At 60.7% G+C, this 18,941-nt stretch carries 15 protein-coding genes and 1 pseudogene; 5 read left to right on the plus strand and 11 right to left on the minus strand.

Features of this window, described 5'->3' with window-relative positions; all coding sequences use genetic code 11:
- Window positions 1–258 precede the first annotated feature (258 nt).
- From AC54XV_RS00405 to AC54XV_RS00415, 3 genes are read left to right on the plus strand one after another with little or no spacing between them, the layout of a single operon-like run.
- On the plus strand, window positions 259–1,143 hold the full coding sequence (locus tag AC54XV_RS00405) for an MBL fold metallo-hydrolase (RefSeq protein WP_003401592.1): 885 nt from the start codon (window positions 259–261) through the stop codon (window positions 1,141–1,143).
- Between the two features lie 27 nt (window positions 1,144–1,170).
- Entirely contained in the window at window positions 1,171–2,424 is a 1,254-nt protein-coding gene (locus AC54XV_RS00410; protein ID WP_058399496.1) for an NAD(P)/FAD-dependent oxidoreductase, read from the plus strand.
- Window positions 2,417–3,229, plus strand: coding sequence for a sulfite exporter TauE/SafE family protein (locus AC54XV_RS00415; protein ID WP_496717587.1), 813 nt, complete (start codon window positions 2,417–2,419; stop codon window positions 3,227–3,229). The genes AC54XV_RS00410 and AC54XV_RS00415 overlap by 8 nt, the downstream gene beginning before the upstream one ends.
- A 73-nt stretch (window positions 3,230–3,302) precedes the next feature.
- Here AC54XV_RS00415 and AC54XV_RS00420 read toward each other — a convergent pair whose 3' ends face one another.
- The 6 genes from AC54XV_RS00420 to dibA form a co-directional block, all read right to left on the minus strand.
- Window positions 3,303–4,283, minus strand: coding sequence for a sulfate/molybdate ABC transporter ATP-binding protein (locus AC54XV_RS00420; RefSeq protein WP_060409551.1), 981 nt, complete (start codon window positions 4,281–4,283; stop codon window positions 3,303–3,305).
- A 2-nt stretch (window positions 4,284–4,285) separates the two neighbouring features.
- Window positions 4,286–5,158, minus strand: a complete 873-nt coding sequence (gene cysW, locus AC54XV_RS00425; protein WP_002551394.1) for a sulfate ABC transporter permease subunit CysW — start codon at window positions 5,156–5,158, stop codon at window positions 4,286–4,288.
- Window positions 5,159–5,171: 13 nt separating this feature from the next.
- Entirely contained in the window at window positions 5,172–5,993 is an 822-nt protein-coding gene (cysT, locus tag AC54XV_RS00430; protein ID WP_003421596.1) for a sulfate ABC transporter permease subunit CysT, read from the minus strand.
- A 94-nt stretch (window positions 5,994–6,087) separates the two neighbouring features.
- Complete coding sequence (locus AC54XV_RS00435) at window positions 6,088–7,098, minus strand: sulfate ABC transporter substrate-binding protein (protein WP_011266175.1); 1,011 nt, start codon at window positions 7,096–7,098, stop codon at window positions 6,088–6,090.
- Between the two features lie 151 nt (window positions 7,099–7,249).
- Window positions 7,250–7,429, minus strand: coding sequence for a sulfur starvation response protein OscA (gene oscA, locus AC54XV_RS00440; protein WP_003367675.1), 180 nt, complete (start codon window positions 7,427–7,429; stop codon window positions 7,250–7,252).
- Window positions 7,430–7,629: 200 nt separating this feature from the next.
- The gene (dibA, locus tag AC54XV_RS00445) at window positions 7,630–9,549 is read right to left on the minus strand and encodes a phosphodiesterase DibA (protein WP_024659882.1); all 1,920 of its coding nucleotides are present in this window, start codon (window positions 9,547–9,549) and stop codon (window positions 7,630–7,632) included.
- A gap of 152 nt (window positions 9,550–9,701) precedes the next feature.
- Between dibA and desA the strand changes: the two genes are divergently transcribed.
- Together desA and AC54XV_RS00455 are read left to right on the plus strand one after the other, a co-directional pair.
- Complete coding sequence (gene desA, locus AC54XV_RS00450; protein WP_060409550.1) at window positions 9,702–10,886, plus strand: delta-9 fatty acid desaturase DesA; 1,185 nt, start codon at window positions 9,702–9,704, stop codon at window positions 10,884–10,886.
- Window positions 10,887–11,015: 129 nt separating this feature from the next.
- Window positions 11,016–12,014: a GGDEF domain-containing protein gene (locus AC54XV_RS00455; RefSeq protein WP_003401614.1), complete on the plus strand. Its 999-nt coding sequence runs from the start codon at window positions 11,016–11,018 to the stop codon at window positions 12,012–12,014.
- 94 nt (window positions 12,015–12,108) lie between these two features.
- Here AC54XV_RS00455 and AC54XV_RS00460 read toward each other — a convergent pair.
- The 5 genes and pseudogenes from AC54XV_RS00460 to AC54XV_RS00480 form a co-directional block, all read right to left on the minus strand.
- Window positions 12,109–13,513 (minus strand): annotated as a pseudogene (locus AC54XV_RS00460) (urea ABC transporter substrate-binding protein); the annotation flags it as partial.
- A 33-nt stretch (window positions 13,514–13,546) separates the two neighbouring features.
- Complete coding sequence (locus tag AC54XV_RS00465) at window positions 13,547–14,932, minus strand: HDOD domain-containing protein (protein WP_496717593.1); 1,386 nt, start codon at window positions 14,930–14,932, stop codon at window positions 13,547–13,549.
- Between the two features lie 159 nt (window positions 14,933–15,091).
- Entirely contained in the window at window positions 15,092–16,372 is a 1,281-nt protein-coding gene (gene gabT / locus AC54XV_RS00470; protein ID WP_003344741.1) for a 4-aminobutyrate--2-oxoglutarate transaminase, read from the minus strand.
- 179 nt (window positions 16,373–16,551) lie between these two features.
- On the minus strand, window positions 16,552–17,994 hold the full coding sequence (gene gabD / locus AC54XV_RS00475; RefSeq protein WP_003367662.1) for an NADP-dependent succinate-semialdehyde dehydrogenase: 1,443 nt from the start codon (window positions 17,992–17,994) through the stop codon (window positions 16,552–16,554).
- 286 nt (window positions 17,995–18,280) lie between these two features.
- The gene (locus tag AC54XV_RS00480) at window positions 18,281–18,916 is read right to left on the minus strand and encodes a LysE family translocator (protein WP_496717595.1); all 636 of its coding nucleotides are present in this window, start codon (window positions 18,914–18,916) and stop codon (window positions 18,281–18,283) included.
- Between the last annotated feature and the right edge of the window lie 25 nt (window positions 18,917–18,941).

Genomic DNA, 18,941 nt, shown 5'->3' on the forward strand with positions numbered 1-18,941 from the left:
CTGTGGGCTGGGCGCAGCTTAACCCATTCGCCTGCCAGCTTGTGCCACGGACTGCCAAATGACTGCCAGAATGTGGCAGTCAGCGACCTGCGGCAGGCCATCAGGGTGTTTTGCAAAACCGCAAAACGCCTTGTATTTATTAGCCTGAAGGGGCTTTGCCGTGATTGGCATGGTTATTGAGACATCATGGCAACGACTGCCAACCGTCCGGCCTGGCCAAACGGGCCTTGAGGCGATTTACAGCCACGGGAATTGCACATGATTATCGGTGAAAAGCTTCATGTCGAAGCGCTCTTCGACACGCATACCTGGACCATCAGCTATCTGGTGATGGACCTGCACAGCAAGCAATGTGCGCTGATCGACAGCGTGCTCGATTACGACCCCAAGTCCGGCCGCACCAGAACCGAGTCTGCCGACCGCATGATCGAACGGGCGCAGGCCCTGGGCGCCTCGGTGCAGTGGATTTTCGAAACCCATGTGCACGCCGATCACCTCTCGGCAGCGCCGTATCTGAAACAGCGGCTCGGTGGGCAAATTGTCATCGGCAGCCATATCACTGCGGTGCAGGAAACCTTCGGCACGCTGTTCAACGCGCCGCCTGACTTTGCCCGCAATGGCAGTCAGTTCGATGTGCTGCTGGAAGACAACGCCTCGTTCGCCCTCGGCACGCTTGAGGTCAAGGCCATGCACACGCCCGGGCACACGCCGGCGTGCATGAGTTACCTGGTGCAAGTCGGTGATGCCACGGTCGCGTTTGTCGGCGATACGCTGTTCATGCCCGATTACGGCACCGCTCGGTGCGACTTCCCGGGTGCCGATGCGCGCACGCTGTATCGCTCGATCAAGAAGCTGCTGGCGCTGCCGCCGCAGACCCTGCTGTTCATGTGCCACGACTACCTGCCCAATGGCCGTGAGCTGAAATACATGACCACGGTTGCCGAACAGCGCGCCAGCAATATCCATGTGCACGACGGGGTGGATGAAGACGCGTTCGTCGGCATGCGCGAAGCCCGTGACGCGACGCTGGACATGCCGGTGCTGATGCTGCCTGCGGTGCAGGTCAACATGCGCTGCGGCCACTTTCCCGAGCCGGAAGACAACGGCGTCGTCTACCTGAAGATCCCGCTCAATGCCCTTTGACCGCTGCCCGCCTTGGGAAACCCTGTGATGAATGCTTCGACAACAACCTGTCAGATCCTGATCGTCGGTGCCGGTGCTGCCGGTATCGCCACTGCCGCAAGCCTGCTCGCCCGCGACGCCACCCTGCAGATCACCCTGGTCGACCCCGCCGATACCCATTATTACCAGCCCGGCTGGACCATGGTCGGTGCGGGGATCTTCACGCCGCAGTCGACGGCGCGCAGCATGGCCTCGCTGATTCCCGAAGGCGTGCAGTGGATCAAGGCTGCGGTGGCGACGTTCGAGCCGCAGCACAACACGCTGACGCTGGCTGACGGCCGCGTGCTCGGCTATCAGCAACTGGTGGTCTGCCCCGGCCTGAAGCTGGACTGGTCGGCTATCGACGGGCTGGTCGACACGCTCGGGGCCAATGGCGTGACCTCCAACTATCGCTATGACCTGGCGCCCTACACCTGGAAGCTGGTGCAGAACCTGCAACAGGGGCGCGCGCTGTTTACCCAGCCGCCCATGCCGATCAAGTGCGCCGGTGCGCCGCAGAAGGCCATGTACCTGTCCTGCGATCACTGGTTGAAAAGCGGCCGTCTCGCGCAGATCAATACGCAGTTCTACAACGCCGGTGGCGTGCTGTTCGGTGTCGCCGACTATGTGCCGGCGCTGATGAAGTACGTCGAGCGCTACGCCATCGACCTCAAGTTCAGCCATCGGCTGGTCGCCGTCGACGGGCCTGGCAAGCGCGCGACCTTCATCCGCACGCAGGCCGATGGCAGCAGCGAGACCGTCGAGCAAAGCTTCGAAATGTTGCACGTAGTGCCGCCGCAGATTGCCCCTGACTTCATCCGCAGCAGCCCGCTGGCCGATGCTGCGGGCTGGGTGGACGTCGACCCCGCCACGCTGAAGCACCGCCAGTTCGCCAATGTGCATGGCCTGGGCGACGTCACCAATACCAGCAACGCCAAGACCGCCGCAGCGGCACGCAAGCAGGCGCCGGTGGTGGCCAACAACGTATTGGTCGCGCTGGGTCGTCGGAGTGAGTCCGCGGTGTATGACGGTTACGGCTCGTGCCCGTTGACGGTCGAGAAAGGCCGCATCGTGCTGGCCGAATTTACCTATGGCGGCAAGGTTGCGCCGAGCTTTCCGCGCTGGCTGCTGGACGGTCGCCAGCCGACCCGACTGGCCTGGTGGCTGAAAGCGCGAGTGCTGCCCGCGCTGTACTGGCATGGCATGCTCAAAGGCCGTGAGTGGCTGGCCAAACCGCAAAAGGCTGACACCCGGCATGGATGAGCATCAGTTGCTGGGCGTTGGCCTGGGGACCGTCATCGGCATGGTGCTGGCGCTGACCGGCGCGGGCGGCGGCATCCTCGCCGTGCCGCTGCTGGTCTTCGGCCTTGGCCTGTCGATTGTCGAAGCCGCGCCGGTCGGTCTGTTGGCCGTGGGGCTGGCGGCGGGGATCGGTGCGGTACTGGGGCTGCGTCAGGGCATCGTTCGCTATCGCGCGGCCGGTTACATCGCGTCCATTGGTGTGCTGATGGCGCCTCTGGGCCTATGGCTCGCTCATCGACTGCCCAATACGCCGCTGGCGCTGGTCTTTTCCGCCGTGCTGCTGTACGCCTGTGGACGTATGTTCATCAGGGCCAGCCGCGAATTGCGCCACGGAAAGCCGGCGCCGCGTGCGGAAGTACTGCCCTGCGTGCTCAACCCGTTGCAGGGCCGCCTGCGCTGGACCATGCCCTGCCTGCGCGCACTGACGCTGACCGGCGTGGGTTCCGGGTTGCTGTCCGGGTTGTTGGGAGTGGGCGGTGGGTTCGTGATTATTCCGGCGCTGACCCGCTACAGCGATCTGGACATGAAAAGTGTCGTGGCGACGTCACTGGCGGTGATCGCCCTGGTCTCGATGGGCAGCGTCATTACCGCTTCATTGAGTGGTGTGATGCATTGGGCAGTTGGCGCGCCGTTTGCGCTGGGTGCAGTCATCGGCCTGATCATCGGCAGACAAGTCGCCCGCTACCTCGCCGGCCCACGCCTGCAACAGCTGTTCGCCGTGTGCAGCATCGTCGCGGCGTTCATGCTGGCGTTGTCCGTGCGATAACAGCACGAGGACGCAGAGCGTCCAGAAAGGCATTCCCACGCGGAGCATGGGAACGATAGCCGGAGGCTGGGCTTTAAAGCTTCTGCCAGACCTTCGGTTTGAAGAACAGCGTCTCGCCCTTCGCCAGGCCCACCAGGCTGTCGTGGTCTTTCACCACTTCGGCCTCGATCAGTTCGTCCTGCCCTTCCACTTTCAAGGTGACCCGCGTCGTCGCACCCAGTGGTCGGATGTCGCGGACTTCGGCGGCGTGGTGGTCTTCGATTTCCTGGCGGGACAGCGACACCTCATGCGGACGGAACAGCAGGTGACCCTCCTCGCCCAGGCTCAGGCGATTGGAGTCGCCGAGGAAGTGGTAGACGAAGTCGTTGGACGGGTTCTCGTAGACCTCGCCCGGCGAGCCGATCTGTTCGATCACGCCCTTGTTCATCACCACGATGCGGTCAGCCACTTCCATGGCCTCTTCCTGATCGTGAGTCACGAACACCGAGGTCAGGTTGATGTCTTCGTGCAGGCGCGCCAGCCAGCGACGCAGCTCCTTGCGGACCTTGGCGTCCAGTGCGCCGAACGGCTCGTCCAGCAGCAGCACCTTGGGCTCGACCGCCAGGGCGCGGGCCAGGGCAATGCGCTGGCGCTGTCCACCCGACAGTTGCTCCGGATAACGGTCGGCCAGCCAGTCCAGCTGCACCATGTTCAGCAGCTCATGGACCTTCTCGGCGATGCGCGTTTCGTTCGGGCGCTCGCGCTTGGGCTTCATGCGCAGGCCGAACGCGACGTTGTCGAACACCGTCATGTGGCGGAACAGCGCGTAATGCTGGAACACGAACCCGACGTTGCGATCACGCACGTCGTGGCCGGACACATCTTCGCCATGGAACACGATGCTGCCGTTATCCGGGGTTTCCAGGCCGGCAATGATGCGCAGCAGGGTGGTCTTGCCGCAGCCTGACGGGCCGAGCAAAGCCACCAGCTCGCCACTCTGGATGTCCAGACTGATGTTGTTCAGGGCCTTGAAGGCATTGAAGTTCTTGCTGACGTTACGGACTTCGATCGACATGATTATTCCTCCGCCGCGTTGTGGCGCAGACGGTTAATGCGCGATTCGCTCCACTGCTTGAGCAGCAGGATGAACAGCGCCAGGATCAGCAACAGGCTCGCCACGGCAAAGGCGGCAACGTGGTTGTATTCGTTGTAGAGGATTTCGACGTGCAGCGGCAGGGTGTTGGTGACGCCGCGAATGTGCCCGGACACCACCGACACCGCGCCAAACTCACCCATCGCCCGCGCCGTACACAGCACCACGCCGTAGATCAGGCCCCATTTGATGTTCGGCACCGTGACGTGCCAGAACATCTGCCAGCCATTGGCGCCCAGCAGCCGTGCGGCTTCTTCTTCCTGAGTGCCCTGCTCCTGCATCAGCGGGATCAGTTCACGGGCAACGAAGGGCACGGTGACGAAGATGGTTGCCAGCACGATGCCCGGCAGGGCAAAGACGATCTGGATGTCGTGATCCTGCAGCCACGGCCCGAACAGCCCCTGTGCACCGAACATCAGCACGTAGACCAGACCGGCGATGACCGGCGACACCGAGAACGGCAGGTCGATCAGCGTGACCAGAATGCTCTTGCCGCGGAACGAGTATTTGCTCACACACCACGCGGCGCTGACGCCGAACACCAGGTTTAGCGGCACCGAGATCAATACCGCTATGACCGTCAGCTTCAGCGCCGACAGCGCGTCCGGTTCGAGGATTGCGGTAAAGAACGCGCCCAGACCGTTTTTCAGGCCCTGGGACACCACGATGAACAGCGGCAGGCCCAGAAACAGGACGAATACCAGCCAGCACAGGCCGATCAGGATGCGTCGCGATACCGCGCTGCCACGACGGGCGGCGTTGGCAGAGGCGGCGGCCGAGACAGATGAATAAGACATGTTCTGCGCCTCCTCAGGATGGGGTTTCAATGCGCCGCTGCAGCAGGTTGATCAGCAGCAGCAGAATGAAGGACACCACCAGCATCATCACGCCGATAGCGGTTGCGCCGGTGTAGTCGTACTGGTCGAGCTTGACCATGATCAGCAGCGGCAGGATCTCGGTTTTCATCGGCATGTTGCCGGCGATGAAAATCACCGAACCGTACTCGCCCACGCCACGGGCAAACGCCAGTGCGAAGCCGGTCAGCCAGGCAGGCAGCAACGCCGGGACGAGGATGTGGCGAAACACCTGTAACGGACGCGCGCCCAGGCAGGCGGCGGCCTCTTCGACTTCGCGGGGGATGTCGGCCAGCACAGGCTGCACGGTGCGCACCACGAACGGCAGGGTGACGAAGGTCAGCGCCAGGGTGATGCCCAACGGGGTGTAGGCGATCTTGAAACCCAGATCAGCCGCGAACTGGCCGACCCAGCCGTTGGGCGCGTACAGCGCGGTCAGGGCGATACCGGCCACGGCGGTCGGCAGGGCGAATGGCAGATCGATCATCGCATCGATGATCTTGCGGCCGGGGAAGGTGTAGCGCACCAGCACCCAGGCCAGCAGTGTGCCGATCACCCCGTTGATGAGGGCTGCGTAAAAGGCGGTGCCAAAACTCAGCTTGAGTGCCGCGATCACGCGAGGTGCCGTGATGATGGTCCAGAACTGATCCCAGGTGAGCTGCGCAGCATGTACGAACATGGCGGCCAGCGGTATTAGCACAATCAGACTGAGGTACACCAAGGTGTAGCCCAGCGTCAGCCCGAAGCCGGGTATGACGGGGGAGATACGACGCGACATAAAAGTCCCTGGTTTCACTTGCACGAAGCCCGGAGGTTAATCCGGGCTGTTTGGCCAAACCTGTGATGCCGCTGGTGCGGCATCCTCATTCGGCTTATTGCGCCTGATAAATCTGATCGAACACGCCGCCGTCATTGAAAAACTTCGGCTGCGCAGTTTTCCAGCCACCAAAGTCTTTGTCGATAGTCACCAGATCGAGTTTCGGGAATTGCTTCTCGTACTTGGCGGCCACTTCGGCATCACGTGGACGATAGAAGTTTTTCGCGGCGATTTCCTGACCTTCCTTGCTGTACAGGTGCTTGAGGTATTCAGTCGCGATTTCGCTGTTGCCTTTCCGCTCGGCGTTCTTGTCGACCACGGCGACCGGAGGTTCGGCAAGGATCGACAGCGATGGTACGACGATGTCGAACTTGTCCTTGCCGCCGTCTTCTTTCAAGGCCAGAAACGCTTCGTTTTCCCACGCCAGCAGCACGTCACCCTGACCGTTGTTGACGAAGGTGATAGTCGAACCGCGTGCGCCGGTGTCCAGGATCGGCACGTGCTTGAACAGCGTCTGTACGTATTCCTTGGCCTTGGCTTCGTCACCGCCGCCCGCCTTCAGGCCGTAGGCCCAGGCGGCCAGGAAGTTCCAGCGTGCACCGCCCGAGGTTTTCGGGTTGGGGGTGATCACCGAGACGCCTTCCTTGGTCAGGTCGCCCCAGTCCTTGATGCCTTTCGGGTTGCCCTTGCGCACCAGAAACACGATGGTCGAGGTGTACGGCGTGCTCGCGTCCGGCAGGCGGGTCTGCCAGTTTTCCGGCAGGGTCTTGCCGAGCCTGGCGATTTCGTCGATGTCACCGGCCAGTGCCAGGGTCACCACGTCGGCACGCAGGCCGTCGATCACGCCACGCGCCTGCTTGCCCGAGCCGCCGTGAGATTGCTTGATCTCGACCTTGTCGTCCGGGTGGGATTTTTTCCAGAAATTGACGAATTCTGCGTTGTAGTCCTGATACAGCTCGCGGGTCGGATCGTAGGACACGTTGAGCAGTTCGTAATCCTTGGCGACAGCCGAACCTGCGAAAACAGCACTGGCGAGAGCCGCCAGCGCAAAACGGCGAATGGACATAGATTGAAGCTCCTGGAAATACGGTGTGTTGGCTTTTTTGATTTCTTCTTGGCGCGTCAGAACGGCATCCGCACGGGCGCGCTGCTTTTTTTCAGGGGGTATCAGGAGTCAGGATGAAACCCTCCGGTTGACCAGTCGGGTGATTGCCGCTTCAGTTCTGCTTGGCAGGGTTCTGCAAACGAAACTTTTCCTTGCGCTCGATCTGCACCACTTGTGCGTTGTGCACGGTGATTTCGACGGCACCAAAACGCAGGTCACGCAACGCACTCTGAATTTCACGCAGAATGGCTGCTTCGTCCTGACCGTCAACACTACGTAGAGATGCGCTCATTGTCTTATTCCTTGAGAAGTGAGAGGCCGGCCTTCGCGACTGGGGGCGATGGCGTATGGCGGTGAGGCAATAATAGTGAGGTGCGGATATTCTTAAAAAGACTATTTAAGAATGCAGATATAACCAAAAAGACTTTAGAGCGGCGTGAGTCTGTCAGGGTGCATTGCACACCCGGACGAGCGTTGTCAGAGAGGGCTGAACTAGTTGAACGCGGGCGCGTGCGTCCAATCAATCGATTGCGCCGCCATGGGCCGGGCAAACCAGTAGCCCTGGCCCAACTCACAACCGTTGCTTAACAGAAATGAAGCCTGATTGGCGTGCTCGATCCCCTCGGCCAGGACACGCATGCCCAGGCTCGAAGCCAGCGCGATGACCGCCCTTACAATCGCGATGTCATCCACATCGCCCGGCAGCCCGGCCACGAAACCCTGATCGATCTTGAGCTTTTGCACCGGCATGCTCTTGAGCCGCAGCAGCGATGAGTAGCCTGTGCCGAAATCATCGATGGCCAGGCTCAGGCCCAGTTCACGCAGGCGATGCAATTGCTCGATGGCCTGTTCAGGGTCCTCCATGACGGCACTTTCAGTGACTTCCAGCTCAAGAAATGCCGGATCGAGGCCGGTCTCGTTCAAGACCTCAGCCACTTGCCGATCGACATCGCCACGACTGAACAGACGGCTGGATACATTGACCGCGACGGACGCAATCGAGACGCCTTCTGCCAGCCAGGCCTGCATCTGCCGACAGGCGGTATTCAATACCCAGGCATCGATATCGGCGATGAGCCCGTTCTGCTCGGCAATCGGGATGAAATCGCCGGGCGACACCATGCCACGGGTCGGGTGCTGCCAGCGCACCAGCGCTTCGACCGCGCAGATACGCCCGGTCACCAGGTCGTAAACCGGTTGGTAGAAGACCCGCAATTCGTCCTGCTCGATCGCCTGACGCAACTCGCTGGCCAGTTGCACCCGTTGCTGGGCTTGGGCGGTCAGCTCTTCGGTGTACAGCGCAAACCCTTCGCGGCCATCGGTCTTGGCCTTGAACAGCGCCGAATCGGCATTGCGCAACAACTGCTCGGCAGTCAGCGCATCACCGGGAAACAGGCTGATACCGATACTGGCAGTGACGAACAACTGATGCCCGGCAATGGGGTACGGCGCTTTGAAGGCATTGATCACCTGCTGCGCGAGCGCTGCGGCATGCACCATGTGTGTACAGTTTTTGACCAGCAGCGCGAATTCGTCACCGCCCAGCCGCGAGACCGTCATGCCGCTGTCGGCCAGCGTATTGAGACGTTCGGCAGCCGCCTTGAGCACTTCGTCGCCGATGTTATGGCCAAGGCTGTCGTTGATGTTTCTGAAGTTGTCCAGGTCGACCACCAGCAGCGCACAGCCGCGCCTGCTGGAGCGCGCCGAGGTCAGCGCCTGGCTGATCCGGTCGGTCAGCAGCAGACGATTGGGCAACTCGGTCAGCGCATCGTAATGGGCCAGTTGCGCCAACTCCTGCTCGGAGCGCTTGATGGCCGTGATGTCGGAAAACACCGCGACAAAATGCCTGGGCTGCCCGTCCTCACCCTTGATGCTGCGGATGGTTTGCCACTGCGGATAGATCTCGCCGCTTTTGCGTCGGTTCCAGATTTCGCCGCTCCACTGCCCGGCACTCTGCAGCGAGTGGTACATCTGCCGATAAAACTCGGGGCCATGACGACCAGACTTGAACTTGCTGGGGTTGAAGCCCAGCACCTCGTCGGCCTGATAGCCGGTGATGTCCACAAACGCACGATTTACATGGACAATGCGCCCTTCGGCATCACTGACCAGTACGCCCTCACGCGTGCTGTCGAACACCACCGCCGCCAGCAGCAGCCGGTCATAGTCCTGCTGTTGACGCTCGAACTGCGCTTCGCCGCCGACGATGGCCTTCAATCTGTCACGTGCAATAAAGATCATGACGGTACTGAGCAACGCCCAGCCGTAACCGATCATCTGTTGTCCGACGGCCAGTCGAGCCGGATCCTTGACGAAAAAAGACAGCAGGGCGCTGCCTGTCGCGAACCACAGAATCGACAGTAGCCCATACAGAACGGCGGTTCGCAGCGCGTTACGGGAATAATCGGACATAAAAAAGCGGGCCTTGAGAAAGGTCTGGATTATAAAGCAAGAAACATCCTGCGACGCTTATGTGCAAGGGTGACTGGTTTTCTGAGCAATGTCAGTGATAATGCTGTTGCGACTTTTTTCTTCACAGGTTTTCTACGAGGGCCAAACAGCCTATGTTGTACAACGGTTTGCTCGACCTTTCCGTCTGGCAGTTAATAGCGGTCACGCTGGTCATGACCCATGTAACGATCATTGGCGTCACGGTCTATCTGCACCGCTATTCAGCCCACCGCTCACTTGAGCTCAACGCGGGTCTGAAACACTTCTTCCGCTTCTGGCTGTGGCTGACCACTGCCCAGAATACTCGCGAGTGGACAGCCATCCACCGCAAACACCACGCAAAATGCGAAACTGTCGATGACCCGCACAGCCCGGTCGTCAAGGGTCTGTCCACCGTGCTGCGCAAGGGCGCCGAGCTGTACCGCGAGGAAGCGCAGAACCAGGACACCCTGCGTATCTACGGCAAGAACTGCCCGGAAGACTGGATCGAGCGCAATCTGTATTCGCGCTACAAGCTGCTGGGCATTGCCCTGATGGCGGTGATCGATGTGGCGCTGTTCGGTGTCCTCGGTATCACGGTCTGGGCCGTGCAGATGATGTGGATTCCCTTCTGGGCTGCCGGCGTGGTCAACGGTCTGGGTCATGCGGTCGGCTATCGCAACTTCGAATGCCGTGATGCGGCCACCAATCTGGTGCCGTGGGGCATCGTGATCGGCGGCGAAGAACTGCACAACAATCACCACACCTATCCCAACTCGGCCAAGCTGTCGGTCAAACCCTGGGAATTCGACATGGGCTGGGCGTGGATCAAGGTCTTCAGCTTCCTGCGTCTGGCCAAGGTCCAGCGGGTCGCGCCTATTGCCCATCGGGTCGAAGGCAAGGGCCACATGGACATGGACACCGCGATGGCGATCCTCAACAACCGTTTCCAGATCATGGCGCAGTACCGCAAGCTGGTGATCGCGCCGCTGGTTGCCCAGGAACTGGCCAAGGCCGACGAATCGGTGCGTCATCAGTTCCGCCGCGCCAAGCGCCTGCTGTCGCGTGAGACTAGCCTGCTCGATGACAAGCATCACCTGCGTATCCAGACCATGCTGGAACACAGCCATGCGCTGAGGGTGATCTACGAAAAACGCCTTGCCTTGCAGCAGATCTGGGTCAAGACCAGCAGCAACGGTCACGACATGCTTTCGGCCATGAAAGAGTGGATTCACGAGGCCGAAGCCAGTGGTATTCACTCGTTGCGCGAGTTTGCCGACCAGCTGAAAACCTACTCGCTACGCCCCGCGCACGCTTGAACCGTTGATCGGCGCGCCTTCCCCTGGCGCGCCGGTCCCGGAACTTATCCCCTCCCCCTCTATCTCATCAACTTTCCCGCCAATCGGGACAGGGCGCCTCACTGGCCGTAAACGCTTGAGATGGTTCTTATGGAAAAGCAGCCTCCCACCTCCCTACCCGGCACACCGATCACTGATATGCCCGCAGCCGCAGAAACCCTGTTAGCCCTGATGCACGCTCAGGCAGAAGTCGCACGCCTGAGCGAGCGTGAACAATTGTTCAGCTCGTTGCTGGTGAGTGTGAACGCTGTTTTGTGGGCGTTCGACTGGGAAACCCAGCACATGATCTATGTCAGCCCGGCCTACGAGCGCATCTTCGGTCGTTCGGCGGGCCTGCTGCTGGCTGACTACAGTGAGTGGCGCGACAGCATCTACCCCGATGACCTGAACTACGCCGAGCGCAGCCTCAACGAGGTCATCGAGAAAGGCTCGATCGAGGATCGCGAGTACCGGATCATTCGTGCGGACGGCGAAGTGCGCTGGCTCAGCGACAAATGCTTCGTCAGCCATCGCGCCGACGCCAGCCAGCGTCTGATCGTGGTGGGCATCGCCGAAGACATCACCGAGAAGAAGCAGCTCGAGAATGAGCTGCAACGCCTGGCGACCACCGATGTGCTGACCCAGAGCAGCAACCGCCGGCACTTTTTCGAATGCGCCCAGCGCGAGTTCGAACTGGCTCGCCTCAATGGCACGCCGCTGGCGTTTCTGCTGCTGGATATCGATGACTTCAAGCTGGTGAACGACACCTACGGCCATCAGGAAGGCGATACCGTGCTGCAACGCATCGCCGAAAGCGGTCGTTCGGCATTGAGGCGGGGTGACCTGTTCGGGCGTATCGGTGGCGAAGAGTTCGCTGCGGTATTCCCCGGCTGTGCGCCGGACATGGCCATGCAGATCGCCGAGCGCCTGCAACGCGAGATCCAGCGTCAGAACTTCCAGTCCGCTGGCACCACCTTCAGCATCACTGCAAGCCAGGGCCTGACCAATCTGGGCCCGGACGACCCAAGCCTCGAAACCCTCTACGGCCGCGCCGACGCCGCGATGTATCAGGCCAAACGCCAGGGCAAGAATCAGATCGTACTGGTCTGAAATGCTTTCCCGAATGTAGAAAGCACGATTGGCCCCTTCGCGAACAAGGCGTACTGCTGCCCCTTCAGTTGGAGTACATACACCTGTGGGAGTCTGCGGTGCCCTGTAGGAGCGGACTTGTCCGCGAAGAGGCCGGTACAGTCGATGGATTTTCTGCGTCAGGAATGTAGCCTTCGCGAACAAGTTCGCTCCTACGGGAGTACGCGGTGCCCTGTAGGAGCGGACTTGTCCGCGAAGAGGCCGTTACAGTCGATGGATTTTCTGCGTCAGGAATACCGCCTTCGCGAACAAGTTCGCTCCTACAGGAGTACGCGGTGCCCTGTAGGAGCGGACTTGTCCGCGAAGAGGCCGTTACAATCGATGGATTTTCTGCGTCAGGAATACCGCCTTCGCGAACAAGTTCGCTCCTACGGGAGTACGCGGTGCCCTGTAGGAGCGGACTTGTCCGCGAAGAGGGCGGTGCAGTCGATGGATTTTCTGCGTCAGGAATACCGCCTTCGCGAACAAGTTCGCTCCTACGGGAGTACGCGGTGCCTTGTAGGAGCGGACTTGTCCGCGAAGAGGCCGGTAAAGTCGATGGATTTTCTGCGTCAGGAATACCGCCTTCGCGAACAAGTTCACCTACGGGAGTGCGCGGTGCCCTGTAGGAGCGGACTTGTCCGCGAAGAGGGCGGTACATCCAATGCATTGGCTGCGTTTGGAATATAGCCTTCGCGAACAAGTTCGCTCCTACGGGAGTACGCGGTGCCCTGTAGGAGCGGACTTGTCCGCGAAGAGGCCGGTAAAGTCGATGGATTTTCTGCGTCAGGAATGTAGCCTTCGCGAACAAGTTCGCTCCTACGGGAGTACGCGGTGCCCTGTAGGAGCGGACTTGTCCGCGAAGAGGCCGGTACAGTCGATGGATTTTCTGCGTCAGGAATGTAGCCTTCGCGAACAAGTTCGCTCCTACGGGAGTACGCGGTGCCCTGTAGGAGCGGACTTGTCCGCGAAGAGGCCGGTAAAGTCGATGGATTTTCTGCGTCAGGAATACCGCCTTCGCGAACAAGTTCGCTCCTACGGGAGTACGCGGTGCCTTGTAGGAGCGGACTTGTCCGCGAAGAGGCCGGTAAAGTCGATGGATTTTCTGCGTCAGGAATACCGCCTTCGCGAACAAGTTCGCTCCTACGGGAGTACGCGGTGCCCTGTAGGAGCGGACTTGTCCGCGAAGAGGCCGGTAAAGTCGATGGATTTTCTGCGTCAGGAATACCGCCTTCGCGAACAAGTTCGCTCCTACAGGAGTACGCGGTGCCCTGTAGGAGCGGACTTGTCCGCGAAGAGGCCGTTACAGTCGATGGATTTTCTGCGTCAGGAATACCGCCTTCGCGAACAAGTTCGCTCCTACGGGAGTACGCGGTGCCTTGTAGGAGCGGACTTGTCCGCGAAGAGGCCGTTACAGTCGATGGATTTTCTGCGTCAGGAATACCGCCTTCGCGAACAAGTTCGCTCCTACAGGAGTACGCGGTACCTTGCTCGCGAAGGCGTCAGTGGGGCTTTTACTTCTCGGGCGGACCCTGAACAGCGTCTGCCTGATCCTCAAGTGCAGCAGGCGCTTCAGCAGGTGCCTCAGGTGCCAGGTCGAGCAGATCAGGCTCGTCGTCGACCGCCTCGGCAGCCACCTCAGTTTCGCTAGACAGCGGCCTCAGCAAACTCGGATCCGTCACCCCTGTCAGCTTCTTGCGCAGGCGCTGCAAGTCACCGACGCTGAGCTTCAACAGCTTGGCCGACTTGGTCTTGATCAGCGTGGTGACACTTTCTTCCTCGCCCAGACGCGCCATCTGCCCCGCCAGGTTCATTGCCAGCACTTCGCGTGTGTAGATGCCGGTATTGTACTGATACACCGCAGCGATCAGCTCACGCAGTTCCAGCGGCAAACGCCAGCGGGTGCGCAGAGCAGAACCGAAGGCCGCGGAGTATTGCTCCAGAGACTGCCCGATCACCTGCTCATCCAGTTGGCCGCCAGCCAGCAGCCACTCCTGCAGACAACCCAATACCGCCAGATCGCCCAGCGACTGCAACAGTCCGGCGCTAAAGCAGCGCTCCGCATCTAGCTCCAGCATGCCGCCCAGGATGCGCGCGTAATCAGCCGTGCGCTGCGACAGGGTCCACAGCTCATGGGCCTTGGCCAGCAACGCGTCGTTGGTCAGCACCGCCATACGCTTTTTGCCCAGACCGGACGCGATATTGGCGCCCTGCACTGGCCCGAGAATGGCCAGCGCCCCGCCCATGGTCTGAATCGGCTTGCCCAGATGCTGCGCCGCCGTGTTGGCGGCTGCGATCAGTACTGCGGTGATGTGCGGATCGTTGCGCAGTTCCTGCTCCAGCAGGGCGGCGTCGATGCCGCTGGCGGTCTGGCTGAGCGTCACCGCCGTGGCGACATCGACGAACAGCGGCGCGCCATCGGCTATGTCGCGGCGTTTGTCGAGAAACTTGGTCAGGGTCAGACCCGGCGTCAGCGCGGGCACCGCACCCGCAACCGGGGCGCTGCGTTCCAGCAGCAGGCCTTCAAGACGCTGGCGCAGCCCTTCGGTATTCAGTGGTTTGGTCAGGTAGGCAGTCGGCGCCAGCGGCACGACCTCGCGCACGCTGGCGCTGTCATTGCGATTGCTGATCAGAATGAACGGGATGGCGGGCTGACGACGCAGATTGCGCACGCCCCGCAGCAGGCTCAGGCCATCGATCCCCGGCAGCTCGCGGGCGGCGATGATCAGGTCCGGCAGGTGTTTTTTCATCCACTCGACGGCCTGTTTGCCATCGGAGCACATCTCCAGCTCGATATCCGCACGCACGCCCAGCACCAGGTCGCTAAGCGTCTCGCGAACCCACGGATCAGACTCGGCTATCAGTACGCGAGGAACGGCGGGCAAAACTACAGCGGTCATCATGACTCTCCGATGTCAATGCGACCACCTTAGCCAATGCAAACGTCCGGATATACCCAAAACAGCGAAATACCCTGCTCTAAAGCAAAAAAAACCCGTCGAAACGGGCTTTTTTTGTCTGTTTGGTCATAAATTAATCAATTCATGACTTCACACTTTTTACGCGATTTCAGCGAAGCATTCGTCAAGAATGGCCAGGCCGCGGTTCAGCAATTCGTCTTCGGCGGTCAACGGCACCAGCACGCGCAACACGTTGCCGTAAGTACCGCAGGACAGCAGAATCAGACCCTTGTCACGCGCCTTGGCAACCACCTGAGCCACAGCAGCGGCGTTAGGCTTGTGCGAGTCACCGCCTTCGAACAGCTCGACAGCGATCATCGCACCCAGCGCACGCACTTCACCGATAACCGGGTACTTGGCCTGCATCGCCTTGAGCGAGGTCACCAACTGCTCGCCAACCGCCTTGCAGCGTTCCAGCAGGTGCTCTTCTTCGAAGATGTCCAGCACCGCCAGTGCCGCAGCGCAGGCAACCGGGCTACCGGCATACGTGCCGCCCAGACCGCCGGGTGCGATGGCATCCATGTATTCAGCCTTGCCGCACACGCCCGCCAGCGGGAAGCCGCCTGCGATGGACTTGGCGAAAGTAGTCAGGTCAGCCGCAACGCCCATCTGCTCCATCGCGAAGAACGTGCCGGTACGGCCAGCGCCGGTCTGCACTTCGTCAGCGATCAGCAGAATGCCGTGCTTGTCGCACAGCTCGCGCAGACGCAGCATGAAGGCCTTCGGCGCCACATAGAAACCACCCTCGCCCTGTACCGGTTCGATGATGATTGCAGCAATGTCCTTGGGCTCGGCGTCATTCTTGAAAATGCGCTCGATGCTGGCGATGGAATCATCCACGCTCACGCCATGCAGTTCGCACGGGTACAGCGCGCGGAAGATACCGCCTGGCATCAGGCCCATGCCGGCCGAGTAAGGCACGACTTTGCCGGTCAGACCCAGGGTCATCATGGTGCGGCCGTGGTAAGCGCCGGTGAAGGCGATAACGCCCGCACGACCGGTCGCAGCACGGGCGATCTTCACGGCGTTTTCCACCGCTTCGGAACCGGTGGTCACCAGCAGGGTTTTCTTGTCGAAATCGCCTGGCACCTTGGCGTTGATTTTTTCGCACAGCTCGACGTAAGGCTCGTAGGCCAGTACCTGGAAGCAGGTGTGGCTCAGCTTGGTCAGCTGCTCTTGCACCGCGGCGATGATCTTCGGGTGCAGGTGACCGGTGTTCAGCACGGCAATACCGCCGGCGAAGTCGATGAACTCACGACCTTCAACGTCGGTAACGGTCGCGTTCTTCGCCGAAGCAGCGAAGATCGGGTGGATCTGACCAACGCCACGCGGGACGGCTGCATGACGGCGTTGCATCAGGGATTCGTTAGTCTTGCTCATGTATTCCTCATTCGCCGCTCATCGGTCGGCGTGGGTCAAGGATCAAGCGGACCGGATCAACTGCGGCAGCATACGATGATCGACTGCTGCAGCCTTCAGGCCACCAGGAAACTGCGGTGCAACAAAAGCCGATGACACGTCGCTCTCGCGCGCCATCGGCTGCAATACCCGAGTGTCGGTCAGACCGACAGGCAGAGGTATTTGATTTCCAGATAATCTTCGATGCCGTACTTGGAGCCTTCACGGCCCAGGCCGGACGACTTGATACCGCCGAACGGTGCCAGCTCGTTGGAGATCAGCCCGGTGTTGATACCCACCATGCCATATTCCAGCGCTTCGGCGACACGGAACACGCGGCTCATGTTCTGCGCGTAGAAGTACGACGCCAGACCAAACTCGGTGTCATTGGCCATCGCGATCACTTCGGCCTCGTCCTTGAAGCGGAACAGCGGGGCCAGCGGACCAAAGGTTTCTTCCCGGGCCACGGCGGCATCTTTAGACACGTTGACCAGAATGGTCGGCTCGAAGAACGAGCCTTCCAGGCTGTTGCCACCGGTCAGCACGGTTGCGCCCTTGCTGACGGCGTCGGCGATGTGTTCCTTGACCTTGGCCACCGCCTTGTCGTCGATCAACGGGCCGGTGGTGACGCCTTCTTCCAGGCCGTTACCGATCTTCAGCTTGCCGACTGCGGCCTTGAGCTTCTCGGCGAACGCGTCATACACCGCGTCCTGCACGTAGATGCGGTTGGCGCACACGCAGGTCTGGCCGTTGTTGCGGTACTTGGAGATCATCGCGCCTTCGACCGCCTTGTCGAGGTCGGCATCGTCGAACACGATGAAAGGCGCGTTACCGCCCAGCTCCAGGGAAACCTTCTTGATGTCCTTGGCGCACTCGGCCATCAGCTGGCGACCAATGTCGGTCGAGCCGGTGAAGGACAGTTTGCGCACGATCGGGTTACCGGTCAGCTCGGCACCGATATCGCCTGCGCTGCCGGTTACCACGCTGAACACGCCAGCCGGGATACCCGCACGCTCGGCCAGTTCAGCCAGGGCCAGTGCCGAGAATGGCGTTTGCGACGCAGGCTTGAGCACCATGGTGCAGCCCGCCGCCAGTGCCGGGCCGGCCTTGCGCGTGATCATCGCCGCCGGGAAGTTCCACGGGGTGATCGCCGCCGTCACACCAATCGGCTGCTTGAGCACGATCAGGCGCTTGTCAGGCTGGTGACCAGGGATCACATCGCCATACACACGCTTGGCTTCTTCGGCGAACCACTCGATGAACGACGCAGCGTAGGTGATCTCGCCCTTGGCTTCGGCCAGCGGCTTGCCCTGCTCCAGCGTCATCAGCAGACCCAGGTCGTCCTGGTTCTCGATCATCAGCTCGAACCAGCGGCGCAACTTGTTGCCACGCTCTTTGGCGGTCAGCGCACGCCAGGCCGGCAGCGCCTTGTCAGCCGCCTCAATCGCCCGACGCGTCTCGGCTGCGCCCATTTTTGGCACCGTGCCGAGGATCTCGTTGTTGGCAGGGTTGTTGACCTTGATCGACTGACCACCGTCCGCGTCCAGCCATTGGCCGTTGATGTAGGCTTGCTGGCGGAACAGTGTGGAATCTTTGAGCTGCATGTCGGCCTCCTAAACAGCATCGCCCGACAGGCGACGCGAACAATTGATATCGATGCACCCCATTTGGAAGCCATCGTCAGGAAAACATTCCATCGGGTTCCAGCGCTGCGCAACGCATGAAAGCAGGAAGACCGAACAAGAGCGTTTGAAATCTCAAACGAATCCTAGGCATTGCGGGGGGAAAGGACAATAGCCCGTTCGAAAAAAAGAACGGGCGCAGGAAGGTGTGTGGTTTTCTGATCAGCGTCGAGCCGCGACGCAGAGGCATCTTCCCTGTGCGGTGGAGTCAGGCGGCCCTGCCCTTCAACGTGAACAGGCTCAACCCCAGACCAATAAACGACGCGCCAAACACCCGATTGACGTTCTGGCGCCTGCGGGCCGAATTGAGATGGCGCTTGAGCGTCTGTGCCAGCAGCACATAAAAGACGTGAGCAACCACAGAGCAGCCGGCGAAGGTCACGATCAACACGCCCGTCTGCTCCACCTGAAAGGTGCCGGGCTGGATGAATTGCGGCAGAAACGCGATGAAAAACAGGATCGCCTTGGGGTTGGTCAGCGCCACCGAGATGCCTTTGATAAACAGGCCCCCTGTGGACACCGCTTTGGGCACGTTGGCCAGCGCATCAAATGCACTGCGCGCGCTACGCCACTGCTTGATCCCCAGATAAACCAGATACCCCGCGCCAGCGATTTTCAGCACCAGAAAGGCACTCGCGGACGCTACCAGGATCGCGCCCAGCCCGGCCGTTACCGCCGTGGCAACCACGATCAAGCCCAGAGCGTTGCCGAGCGAACCGACCATCGCCCGCGCCGGGCCGTGGGTGATTGAATTCGACAGCGCCATGATCACCGCAGGCCCCGGCGTGAGCGTAACGAACAAGGCAATCATCGCGAAGCTGAGCCACTGTTGTAGCGATTCCATTTTTTATTCTCCCTGTGGCGCAGGC

Source organism: Pseudomonas fragariae (ex Marin et al. 2024) (assembly GCF_059621105.1).

Coding starts and splice junctions, on each gene's coding strand:
- AC54XV_RS00405 (WP_003401592.1), top strand. CDS start 259: ATGATTATCGGTGAAAAGCTTCATGTCGAAGCGCTCTTCGACACGCAT.
- AC54XV_RS00410 (WP_058399496.1), top strand. CDS start 1,171: ATGAATGCTTCGACAACAACCTGTCAGATCCTGATCGTCGGTGCCGGT.
- AC54XV_RS00415 (WP_496717587.1), top strand. CDS start 2,417: ATGGATGAGCATCAGTTGCTGGGCGTTGGCCTGGGGACCGTCATCGGC.
- AC54XV_RS00420 (WP_060409551.1), bottom strand. CDS start 4,283: ATGTCGATCGAAGTCCGTAACGTCAGCAAGAACTTCAATGCCTTCAAG.
- cysW (WP_002551394.1), bottom strand. CDS start 5,158: ATGTCTTATTCATCTGTCTCGGCCGCCGCCTCTGCCAACGCCGCCCGT.
- cysT (WP_003421596.1), bottom strand. CDS start 5,993: ATGTCGCGTCGTATCTCCCCCGTCATACCCGGCTTCGGGCTGACGCTG.
- AC54XV_RS00435 (WP_011266175.1), bottom strand. CDS start 7,098: ATGTCCATTCGCCGTTTTGCGCTGGCGGCTCTCGCCAGTGCTGTTTTC.
- oscA (WP_003367675.1), bottom strand. CDS start 7,429: ATGAGCGCATCTCTACGTAGTGTTGACGGTCAGGACGAAGCAGCCATT.
- dibA (WP_024659882.1), bottom strand. CDS start 9,549: ATGTCCGATTATTCCCGTAACGCGCTGCGAACCGCCGTTCTGTATGGG.
- desA (WP_060409550.1), top strand. CDS start 9,702: ATGTTGTACAACGGTTTGCTCGACCTTTCCGTCTGGCAGTTAATAGCG.
- AC54XV_RS00455 (WP_003401614.1), top strand. CDS start 11,016: ATGGAAAAGCAGCCTCCCACCTCCCTACCCGGCACACCGATCACTGAT.
- AC54XV_RS00465 (WP_496717593.1), bottom strand. CDS start 14,932: ATGACCGCTGTAGTTTTGCCCGCCGTTCCTCGCGTACTGATAGCCGAG.
- gabT (WP_003344741.1), bottom strand. CDS start 16,372: ATGAGCAAGACTAACGAATCCCTGATGCAACGCCGTCATGCAGCCGTC.
- gabD (WP_003367662.1), bottom strand. CDS start 17,994: ATGCAGCTCAAAGATTCCACACTGTTCCGCCAGCAAGCCTACATCAAC.
- AC54XV_RS00480 (WP_496717595.1), bottom strand. CDS start 18,916: ATGGAATCGCTACAACAGTGGCTCAGCTTCGCGATGATTGCCTTGTTC.